The organism is Marinobacter sp., assembly GCF_014859525.1.
GTDB lineage: Bacteria > Pseudomonadota > Gammaproteobacteria > Pseudomonadales > Oleiphilaceae > Marinobacter.
This window is the reverse complement of record NZ_JACUUB010000085.1, coordinates 1-10,366: the sequence shown is the minus strand read 5'-3', so window position 1 is coordinate 10,366 and position 10,366 is coordinate 1. Positions and strand designations below refer to the sequence as shown.

Annotated in this window: 9 protein-coding genes; 5 read left to right on the top strand and 4 right to left on the bottom strand. The window is 56.0% G+C overall.

Going from position 1 to position 10,366, the window contains the following annotated elements:
* Positions 1-791 (bottom strand): CaiB/BaiF CoA-transferase family protein (locus tag IBX51_RS13095; protein WP_291831726.1); only part of this gene is annotated, 791 nt, incomplete at its 3' end.
* A 187-nt stretch (positions 792-978) separates the two neighbouring features.
* Here IBX51_RS13095 and IBX51_RS13090 point away from each other — a divergent pair.
* On the top strand, positions 979-1,998 hold the full coding sequence (locus IBX51_RS13090) for an AraC family transcriptional regulator (RefSeq protein WP_291831728.1): 1,020 nt from the start codon (positions 979-981) through the stop codon (positions 1,996-1,998).
* Here the strand turns inward: IBX51_RS13090 and IBX51_RS13085 are convergent, their stop codons facing one another.
* Entirely contained in the window at positions 1,999-2,880 is an 882-nt protein-coding gene (locus IBX51_RS13085) for a hypothetical protein (RefSeq protein WP_291831725.1), read from the bottom strand.
* Positions 2,881-2,884: 4 nt separating this feature from the next.
* A complete protein-coding gene (rmuC, locus tag IBX51_RS13080; RefSeq protein WP_291831727.1) occupies positions 2,885-4,402 on the bottom strand; it encodes a DNA recombination protein RmuC in 1,518 nt (505 codons plus the stop codon).
* Between the two features lie 327 nt (positions 4,403-4,729).
* On the opposite strand from rmuC, the gene IBX51_RS13075 reads away from it, so the two are divergent.
* The 4 genes from IBX51_RS13075 (at position 4,730) to IBX51_RS13060 (ending at position 8,525) form a co-directional block, all read left to right on the top strand.
* The gene (locus tag IBX51_RS13075) at positions 4,730-5,116 is read left to right on the top strand and encodes a hypothetical protein (protein ID WP_291831724.1); all 387 of its coding nucleotides are present in this window, start codon (positions 4,730-4,732) and stop codon (positions 5,114-5,116) included.
* Between the two features lie 145 nt (positions 5,117-5,261).
* Positions 5,262-6,062 carry a RimK/LysX family protein gene (locus IBX51_RS13070; RefSeq protein ID WP_291831723.1) on the top strand — a complete coding sequence of 267 codons (801 nt, stop codon included), beginning with the start codon at positions 5,262-5,264 and terminating at the stop codon, positions 6,060-6,062.
* Complete coding sequence (locus tag IBX51_RS13065; RefSeq protein WP_291831722.1) at positions 6,059-7,576, top strand: inactive transglutaminase family protein; 1,518 nt, start codon at positions 6,059-6,061, stop codon at positions 7,574-7,576. The genes IBX51_RS13070 and IBX51_RS13065 overlap by 4 nt, the downstream gene beginning before the upstream one ends.
* A gap of 1 nt (position 7,577) precedes the next feature.
* Positions 7,578-8,525, top strand: a complete 948-nt coding sequence (locus IBX51_RS13060; RefSeq protein ID WP_291831721.1) for an alpha-L-glutamate ligase-like protein — start codon at positions 7,578-7,580, stop codon at positions 8,523-8,525.
* A 69-nt stretch (positions 8,526-8,594) separates the two neighbouring features.
* On the opposite strand, the gene IBX51_RS13055 is transcribed toward IBX51_RS13060, so the two are convergent.
* Entirely contained in the window at positions 8,595-10,187 is a 1,593-nt protein-coding gene (locus IBX51_RS13055) for a BCCT family transporter (protein WP_291831720.1), read from the bottom strand.
* Positions 10,188-10,366 lie beyond the last annotated feature (179 nt).

Below are 10,366 nucleotides of genomic sequence, written 5' to 3'. Positions count from 1 at the left end.
CCCAGCGTGTCGCACAACCGTGCGGAGAACTGCGGCTCCAGGCTGCCTACCGACAACCACCGGCCATCACTGGTCTGGTAGTAATCGTAGAAGGAACCGCCGTTGAGCATGCCGCCCTCGGGCTTCTGGGGCTGGCCGCCGGCCAGGGCGGCGGCGCCGGCCATGGCGTTGAGGGCGAAGGCGGCGTCGGTCATGCTGATGTCGATAAAGGCGCCCTGCCCGGTTTGCTGGCGCTGGATGACGGCGGCGAGAATGCCCATCACGGCGTGGTGGGAGCCGCCGGCCACATCCGCAATCTGGATGCCCATGGGGGGCGGGCCGCTGTCGGCGCGGCCGCAGTGGCTGGCAACGCCGGAGATGGCCAGGTAGTTGATGTCGTGGCCGGCGCGGTCTTTGTAGGGGCCGGTCTGGCCGTAGCCGGTGATGGCGCAGTAGATCAGTTTGGGATTGATGGCTTTGAGGGTTTCATAACCGATACCCAGGCGGCTCATTACGCCCGGGCGGAATTGCTCCACGACGATGTCGTACTCTTTGACCAACTCTTTCACCTTCTCCACGCTCTCAGGCTGTTTCAGGTTGAGCTGGAGGGTTTGTTTACCCCGGCTCAGATAGGAAAACGTGGTGCTGAATTTGCCATCAAACGGGGGCATCACTTTGGCCAGGTCTACCCGGTCTGGCGCTTCCACGCGCAGCACTTCCGCACCCAGGTCGGCCAGCATCATGGTGGCGTAGGGGCCGGGCAACAGGGTGCTGAAGTCGAGTATTCTGAGGGTATTCAGGGGGCCTGCCATGGTTATCTCCGTTATCTTATCGGGTATTGTTGTTACTCTGGCTCATGCTGCCGGGTTTTGCAGGCAGGGCCAACTGCCGGTTACTTCATTCCCATTGGCCGAATCTTCCATCTTTCGTTAAATCAGGTGGTTGCATTGTCGTGCCGGGCACTTATGATGAATGTCGTTCTTCTTGATGGCAGTGGTTATGTCTACCCTGACGGTTTCAAAACATTTTGTGGAAGCATCGCTCACCGGCGCTGAACGGTTGGGGCTGGACACCCGTGCGATTTTGCTGGAGGCGGGCATATCGCCGGATTTGCTGCGCATAGAGATGGCCCGGGTTAACAGTGATCAGTTCAGCCGGCTGATGCAGGTTATCTGGAACCGCACCGGCGATGAGTTTATGGGCATGGGGCCGCGCAAGGCCCGCACCGGCACCTTTGCCACCATGTGCGCGCTGGTGATTGGCTGCCAGAACCTCGAGGAGGTGTATCAGCAATCTTTTCAGTTCTCACGGCTGTTCGAACCGATGGTCAGCATGGAACTGGAGATCAACGATGACAACGTCAGGCTGATTACCCGCATTGAAGGCGAAATTAACGACCCCAGCTATTTCCTGCGGGAGAGCATTCTGGTGATCTGGCACAGGCTGGGTAGTTGGCTGATTGGCCAACCGGTTGAGCTGGAGAAAGCAGAATTCAACTATCCACGGCCGGCCCACGGTGATGAATATCGGCATATCTTCCGTTGCCCATTGGTGTTTGAATCCGACTGCACTGCCCTCACCTTCAGTAAGCGTTTTCTGTCGGCACCGGTGATTCGCGATAAGCCGGAGATACGTCAGTTTCTGAAAACCTCCCCGGCCGATCTCTTGTCTCGCCCGGATGAGAGCAATACCTGGACCGGTCGCATCCGGGCCCTGATTGGCCGGGACTTCTCCAAACCAATGCCAGACTTCGACTGGATTGCTCAGGAGCTGCACACCAGCCCGCAAACACTGCGCCGGCGACTGAAGCAGGAAAACACCTCGTTTCAGGAGATCAAAGACTTACTGCGGCGGGATATGGCCATCTACTACCTGAGCCATCAGGAGCTGCCCATTAACGATATTGCTGAGCGGGTGGGCTTTACCGAACCGTCCACCTTCCATCGGGCCTTCAAGAAGTGGACCGGTGTTACCCCGGGCGCCTGGCGCGAAGGCGAGCGGGGCGATTTGGCCGACTGATCAGGAGCCAGCGCCGCCCTGTTGCAGGTTGCGGATGAGCCGGCCCAGGGTCAGTGCGATGTCGTTCACCTGATTGCGGCTATGAGCCAGCTGAAACAAACGGGAGCCGTCCCTAGGATCGTAAATCCAGCAGGCACCTACCGCAGGCTCGCAATCCCAGCGCGGCTGAGGGTTAATACCAAACACCGTAAAAGATGAAGACGTTTGTACGGTGGTTTCATCGGTGTTACGGGTGATTTCCTGTATGTTCAGGTTGTCATTACTTACGCTCACCCGATATCTGATATCCGCCGGCCGATCCAGCCGGACCACCGTTTTATCACGGCGCCAACCCGCCGTTTCGAGCAGGGCGTTCAGGTGAACCGTCAAGGCTTCTCTGTCTGAATCCGCCAGATAGAGTTGGCGCAACCGGGTTATGTCCTCACCACTGGCAGGCTCGATGATGGCGACGGGCTCCCGGACTTGCCCGCCGTTACTTGCCAGTTCTCGCACGGTGGCGCGATTCTCTTTTTCAATGTCTGTGATCAGCTTTAACGCTGGCTGGTAATGATCACCCTCTGCACCGGCGCGGGTAACGTAGGCTTCCAGCGCAGAACGAGCTTCATTCAGGTGCCCGACCTGTAACATAGCCCGGCCGCGATAGTAAAAGTAGTCAGCGGGTTTCTCGCCTTCCATTTTCTGTAGACGGTTCAGGTATTCACTCGCCTCTCCCCAGCGCTCGGCGGTCACCGCCTCTTCCGTCGCCAGCATCAGGCGACGAATTTCATGCTCAGGAGCCAGCGCCAACGCAGGCGCAGAGACGGCCATCAGCGCCGAACACATAACCATTCCAGCCAGCAAGGAACAGCTTGGGGTCCGCCGGAATTTATTGAGTGACAACATACCGCTACTCCTGAGTTTCATGATCATCATCCGCATCCACCTCAGCCTGATCAACAATGACCTTGGGCAGTTCTTTTTTGACCCTCACGCCAAGCTCAACAAACCGGTTGGCCTGGGCAATCAGATTACCACGGCCCCGGGTCAGGGTATTCATGGCGCTGTCATAGGTGCTCTGAGTGGTGTGCAACTGACTGCCAAGGCGTTCCATGGCCTCAACAAACACCCGCAGCTTGTCATAGACTGCGCCGGCCCTGTCGGCAATTCGCCGGGCGTTCTGGCTTTGCCTTTCATAACGCCAGATATTCTCAATGGTTCGCAAAGTTGCCAGCAACGTGGTGGGTGTCACCACAATAATCTTTCGTTCAAAGGCTTCTGCGAACAGGTTCTCGTCTTGTTGGAATGCTGCGACAAACGCCGGCTCAATCGGCATAAAGAGCAAGACAAAATCCGGTGAATGCAAGCCGCTCAACTGGCTGTAGTCTTTTTCGCTAAGCGTTCGGATGTGATTCCGAACCGCCTCTACGTGCTGCTTCAATGCCTCGGCCCGGGCGTCGTCGTGTTCAGCGATCACCCATTGCTGATAAGCAACCAGTGACACCTTGGAATCCACCACCAGATTGCGTTGATCCGGCAAATGAACAATAACGTCGGGGCGCAAGAGTTGGTTATCGCCATCCCGATAGCTGCCCTGGGTTTCGTATTCAATGCCCTTTCGGAGGCCTGAGCGCTCCAGCACCCGCTCCAGAATCAGCTCGCCCCAATTGCCCTGCACTTTCTTGTCACCCTTCAGGGCACGGGTCAGGTTGGCGGCTTCTTCAGTAATCTGGCGATTCAGATCCTGCAGCGATTTAATTTCGCTGCGCAGGGCCTGACGGTCCCGGGTCTCGGTGGTGTATACGTCTTCTACTCGCTTTCGGAAATCCTGCAACTGGTCACGGAACGGATTGAGCAAAGAGTCGAGACTGGTCTTTGACTGCTGGGTAAAGCGCTCGCTTTTCTGATCGAAGATCCGGTTGGCCAGGTTTTCGAACTCCTGCTTTAAAGCGTCCCGGTTCTTTTCCAGAAGCTCCAGCTTCTCGGACGCTGACCGGCGCTCTTTGTCGAGCATAACCTGCTGTTCGCGCACTTCAATTCTTAGCTGGCCGTTGCCTTCACTCAGCGCTTCTGTCCGTTGCTTGAGATCCGCGTTTTCATGCTCAAGCTGCAACAGCCGCTCGCGCCGCCCAGCCAGCTCGGATTCTGCCGACGCCAACCGGCGCTCCAATCCTGTCGCTTTCTGGCGCCATGCCTCTAACCCGCGGTCCCTTTCATCAAGCCGTTGCTTGTGCTCTGCAATCAATTGCTCCAGATGACTGACCTGCTGATGGTGCAGAGCCTGTGCCTGTTCGTCCTCTCGCAGGGCGGCATCCTGACGAGCCATGTCCTGGGCCTGCAACGCACTGGCCTGGCGCCCACGGCGAAGAGCGATCATTGACCACACGGTGCCTGCGAGCATCGCAACCCAAGCCACTACCCCCAGCATAAGCCAGCCGGCCAGCCATTCCGGGCGGGTTTCCATGAAACCGGTCAAAACGTCGACCACAGCATAAGACTCCTTTGCAAAGGGTTCAAAACGGAGTTTGTGCACAGAAAACAGAACGTAACAGTCTACCTCAAGCACCGGAGGTTGTGCCCATTAACTCCCCAACATCAACGGCCTCCTCAGCCCACCCGTCGACTGATCGGCATTTCAGAACCGAGCCTCAATCCGGCTCTGGACGACCAACGTAAATTCGATTACAACAAGCAAGGGGATCTTTCAACGGCGCCAGAATCTTCTGATTCCAACCCGCCAAAGCAGGACCAGCAGATGCTTAAAGAATTCTGGAGAAAGTTGGGCGCAGACTTCATGCAAGGTGAGGATAAGGTGCCTGCAAACAGCGAGCTGGACACCGCCGCACATGCAACCAGAGCCGAGGGAGCCCGGGTTGTTCCTCACATCACGCACACCGGGGAGTTCCACCTCGAACGTCTTGTTCACTTGCTCTCATCCCGATACGGCAAGGCATTGGCAGTGCCAGGGCACACCGGAGTCAACGATCAAACATTAAAGGATGTCATCGGCTTTGCTGCGCGCATACAGGATCAGGATATACAGAAAGAGCTTTTGCTGTTCTATCTGAACTGCTCACCGGTTATTCAGTCATTCCTCCGCTCCGAAACGGAACTGGGCCACGATCGTCGCGTGCAAGGCTGACTCAGAACGGCGGGCCTTAACCAACTGTAAAGTATCCACACACGTAGGTTGTAGTATACTTCGCCACCTGAATTCTAAACACATTCAACGACTGCACACTTGCCCTTATCCCGGCAGCAGCATGCAGTCCATTCTGGGGATTTCAATGGGTTACAGGTTTTTCCAGCCTCGGCGTTTTCTGATGCTTGCGATTCCGGGGCTGGCGCTTGTGCTTGCCGGTTGCTCAACCGATCGCTACTTCATGGTTCCCAAAGAGGGGCTGGAAGATATCAGAACTGGCGTGCAAACCCAGAGAGCCACTCTGGTGACCATGGAGAACAACGCAACCATTCGGCAAGACAAGCTGCTGGAACACAACCAGGCCGCAACCCAGTCCATTCTTGACGCCATCAGCACCCAGGTACAGCCGCCATCTTGCCCACCTGCAGCCCAGCAGATCTGCCCAACCGTCCCGGAGAATCGCGGCCGCGCAGACAGGCTCAAAGGCAAGGTGATTGTCGGTGAGCTGGAAAAATTCTATCTGGCCGGGCCCGATCATATCTACACAGCCCGGATCGACAGTGGCGCCGAAACCTCATCTATCCACGCGCGCAACGTCAAACGCTTTGAGCGCGACGGCAGAAACTGGGTACGCTTTGAAGTGCCGGTGCCCGGTGCCGACGGCGAGTGGGTGTCTATGGAACGTGAAATCTCCCGCCGGGTACGCGTTATTCAGGCAAGCGCCGATGAAGCCGAACGCCGCGTGGTTGTGGAACTTCAGTTTGCGATTGGCGACCATCAACAGGTCGCCGAGTTTACCCTCTCCGATCGCGCCAACCTGACCTATGAAGTCCTGGTAGGGCGCAATATCCTGAGAGACGTCATGCTGATTGACGTCGGCAAAGAATTTGCGACGGAACTTCCTGATACCTACCGGAACAAGGCCGCAAATGGGGACGACTCATGACCGTTCGCTCCAGGGCGCCGTTTTACATCTTTGTTTTTTTGTTGATTGCGGCAGGCATCAGTATTGCTACCTGGCGCCACATTGAGCTTGGCGTACCCCTGGTGACGGGTGAGCAACGTCCAGTCTGGATGATTGAGGCCCGTGTCGATTTTGAGGGCCTGGATGAGGCAGCTCAAGTCAGCCTGCACATTCCGGAACAGCCCCCTGGCTTCAGCATTCTGACGGAGCAGGCAGCCTCGCCTGGCTACGGCTTCTCAATTCTCGAAACCTCGGCAAGCCGTCGGGCCGAATGGACCAAACGCGAAGTCTCCGGGCCACAAACCCTGTATTTTAAGGTTCAGTTTGTGCCCGAGGAATCTGCCACGGGGAGCGCCCGCACCCGAAAACCCAGAGCCATTCCAGCCTTCTGGGAAGAGCCGGAGGCCACCGCCGTCCGCGAACTGCTCCGCCAGGCCACCGAACGTTCAAGCTCTCCGGAAAGCCTGACCCGCGAACTGATTCGTCTGTTACAGCCAGACAGCCGCACCCAGAACACCACCTTACTGGTATCTGACGACAACTACCTGCAACTGCTTGTCAAGATGCTCAATCACACTGGCATTCCCGCGCGGACAGCCGACGGCCTGAAGCTGGAAGACGCTCGCCGTCGCCAACAGTTGATGCCATTCCTGCAGATTCACAACGGCAATCGCTGGCTGACCTTTGATCCGAGAACGGCAGAGCAAGGTGTCCCGGAGAACCTTCTACTCTGGCGTCAGGGTTCGGAATCTTTGCTGGATGTGGTTGGCGGTGGTAACTCGCAGGTCAGCTTCTCAATGCTCCGGCAAACCGTACCGGCACTGCAACTGGCAACACTGGAAGCCAACCAGAAAGGGCTCGGAGTACTGGGCTTTTACCAACTCCCCATCGAAGAACAGAGCATGTTCAGGATGCTGCTGCTGTTACCCATTGGGGCGCTGATTGTTGCCTTCATGCGGATTGTCATTGGTGTGCGAACATCCGGAACCTTTATGCCGGTGCTCATTGCCGTGGCCTTTGTTCAGACCACACTGCTGCCCGGTCTGATTGCGTTTTTGTCGGTGGTGTCTATTGGCCTGGTGTTACGAGGCTATCTTTCAAGCCTGAACCTGCTGCTGGTGTCGCGAATCTCGGCATTGATCATCCTGGTCATTTTTATCACCGCCGGCCTGAGCATCATCGGCTATCAGATGGGCTTCAATACCGGTATGACGGTGACTTTCTTCCCGATGGTCATCATCGCCTGGACGATTGAACGCATGTCGATTCTGTGGGAAGAAGAAGGCGCTCGGGAAGTTCTGGTACAGGGCAGCGGCAGCCTTTTTGTGGCGATTTGCGCTTTTCTGGCCATGAGCACCTCACTGGCCGGACACCTGACCTTCAACTTCCCGGAACTGCATCTGGTTGTGCTGGGTTTGATCCTGTTGATGGGCCAATACACCGGCTATAAGCTCAGCGAATTACGGCGCTTCACTCCGATGAAGGCCTACGACTGATATGGACTGGATTTCTCCGCGCAAGCTGAAAAAACTCGGCTTACTGAACATGAACCGGCGCAATGTGGACTACATTGGCCGGTATAACGAGCGATCCTCTTTCCCGCTGGTCGACAACAAACTGAAAACCAAACTCGCGGTTAGCGAGTACGGCGTAAAAACGCCCAAGTTGCTTCAAGTTGTACGTCAGCAGCATGAAATTTCCCATTTTCGGGAAATGTCTGAAAATCTCGACGGCTTCGCGATCAAGCCTGCCAAAGGTTCTGGTGGCAAAGGCATCACCGTCATCACCGGGCGCGATGAAGACAAGTTTGTCAAAGCTTCCGGCGTACGAATCTCCGTTGCCATGCTCGAACGCCATCTGACCAACATTCTCGCCGGCCTTTACTCACTGGCGGGAACGCCAGACGTGGCCATTGTTGAAAGCCTGGTTCAGTCTTCCCCTGCCCTTGCAAAGTATTCTTTTCAGGGCGTTCCAGACATCCGGATCATCATTTTTCAGGGTTACCCGGTGATGGCCATGCTCAGGCTCGCGACCAAAGCCTCGGACGGCAAGGCTAACCTGCACCAGGGTGCGATTGGCGTTGGCCTGAACGTCGGCACTGGCCACAGCCTGAATGCCGTTCAGTTCAACCGGCCCATTACCCTGCATCCAGATACTGGCCTGCCGCTTCAGAACATCAACATTGATGACTGGGAAAACATGCTTGAAATGGCATCAAGGTGTTACGAGGCAACAGGCCTTGGCTATATGGGAGTCGACCTGGTGGTCGATGAAAATGAGGGGCCCCTGCTATTGGAGCTGAACGCCAGGCCGGGATTAGCCATTCAAATGGCCAATGGTGAAGGCTTGTTGCCCAGATTAAACAACATTGAAGCCCTCAAGCGCCCGCATTTCAGCCCAAGAGAGCGGGTGCATTACGCCATGGAGACATTTGGCAAACACTAGCGCCGGCGGCCCTTTAGATATAAAAAAACCGGAGCAAGTTACTCCGGTTTTTTTATGCAGATTACGTGATCAGAGCAATTCGCCCCTCTGCAACAACAGTTTTCGCTCATGGGTGAGGCCCTTGAGCAAGCCCCAGGTCATGATCAGCAGCACCACCGTAAACGGCAAGCCAGCACTGATGGCCACCGCCTGAATGGCGCCAAGGGCATCATCACCGCCACCGAAGATCAGCGCAGCGGCAATTGCACCTTCCATGACCACCCAGAATACGCGCTGAGCAGTGGGTGCGTCAGTCTTGCCGCCGGCCGTAATGCTGTCGATCACCAGCGAGCCGGAATCCGAAGATGTCACGAAGAACACCAGGACCAGCACAATACCAACGAAGGAAACGATTCCGGTCAGCGGCAGATTGGCAAACATCTGGAAGGTCGCCAGCGAGACTTCCGTCAGGCCGTCCTCCGCCAGTGCGCCCATACCTTGCTGGATCTGTTCCAGGGCAGCACCACCAAATCCGCTCATCCAAACGGTTGTAATCAGCGTGGGGATAATCAACACGGCGGTGACAAACTCTCGCACGGTCCGCCCTTTGGATACCCGGGCAATAAACATTCCTACGAACGGTGACCAGGAAATCCACCAGGCCCAGTAGAACACGGTCCAGCCCTGCAACCAGGCCTGGTCATCACGACCAAACGGGTTGCTCAGAGGCACTACGTTAGCCACGTAGGTGGATGAGGTGATCCAGATGGTCTCCACGATGGCCAGCGTCGGGCCAGCGAAGATCACAAAAGCCAGCAATACCCCGGCGGTTACCATGTTGATGTTACTGAGCACCTTGACGCCGCCGTCCAGGCCACGCAGCACCGAAATAAGGGCCAGCGCCGTTACACCAACGATAATGGCCATCTGGACATTAATCCCGGCACCCATGCCAAACAGGTAATCCAGGCCTGACGCCGCCTGCTGCGCACCAAAACCAAGGGATGTAGCCAAACCAAAGATAGTAGCAACCACCGCCAACACATCGATGACATGCCCCGGCCAACCCCATACTTTATCTTTGAGAAGCGGGAAAAAGGCTGAGCGTATGGTCAGCGGCATGTTCTTGTTATACGCAAAGAACGCCAGCGACAGGGCAACAATTGCATAGATTGCCCAGGGGTGCAGACCCCAATGATACAGCGTAGCGCCCATCGCCATGTCTCGGGCCTCAGCGGTGTTTGCCTCGACATTGAACGGCGTTTCGTACCAGCCGGTGTAGTATGCAACCGGCTCTGCCACTGCCCAGAACATCAGGCCGATGCCCATGCCCGCAGCAAACAGCATGGCAAACCACGACAGTGTCGAGAATTCCGGCGTTGCGTCTTGCCCGCCCAGCCGTATCTTGCCCACTGGCATAAAGATCAGTGCGAGGCTGACCACCACAAAGATGTTGGCACTGATGAGGAAGAACCAGTCAAACGAACCGATAATGTTCCACTTCAGGCCGTCCAACGTTTCTTTGGCGGCCGTCGGGAACATCAGGGTTGCGATGACAAACAACACAACAATGACTGATGTGACCGGGAATACCCAGTTATGGAGGTCCAGTCCAAACGGTTTTATGTTGTCCTGGCCTGCGACGTAATCCGTCTGATACTCGTCTTTCACTACCTCGCCCACGTTGGCGCCTCCTGGTCTGGTGTGACGATTGAATATTCTTTCGGTTTTACTAGATGCGAATTTGCCTTCATAGATTACAAGCTCGTCATCTTATTATTTTGAGCTCAAAACATCAAAAGTTGATGCAGATCACTTATACACATTCAAGCATAGACCAGATTTGCAGACCGAGAAGCACA

Coding starts and splice junctions, on each gene's coding strand:
- IBX51_RS13060 (WP_291831721.1), top strand. CDS start 7,578: ATGGACTGGATTTCTCCGCGCAAGCTGAAAAAACTCGGCTTACTGAAC.
- rmuC (WP_291831727.1), bottom strand. CDS start 4,402: ATGCTGGGGGTAGTGGCTTGGGTTGCGATGCTCGCAGGCACCGTGTGG.
- IBX51_RS13075 (WP_291831724.1), top strand. CDS start 4,730: ATGCTTAAAGAATTCTGGAGAAAGTTGGGCGCAGACTTCATGCAAGGT.
- IBX51_RS13070 (WP_291831723.1), top strand. CDS start 5,262: ATGGGTTACAGGTTTTTCCAGCCTCGGCGTTTTCTGATGCTTGCGATT.
- IBX51_RS13065 (WP_291831722.1), top strand. CDS start 6,059: ATGACCGTTCGCTCCAGGGCGCCGTTTTACATCTTTGTTTTTTTGTTG.
- IBX51_RS13090 (WP_291831728.1), top strand. CDS start 979: ATGTCTACCCTGACGGTTTCAAAACATTTTGTGGAAGCATCGCTCACC.
- IBX51_RS13085 (WP_291831725.1), bottom strand. CDS start 2,880: ATGTTGTCACTCAATAAATTCCGGCGGACCCCAAGCTGTTCCTTGCTG.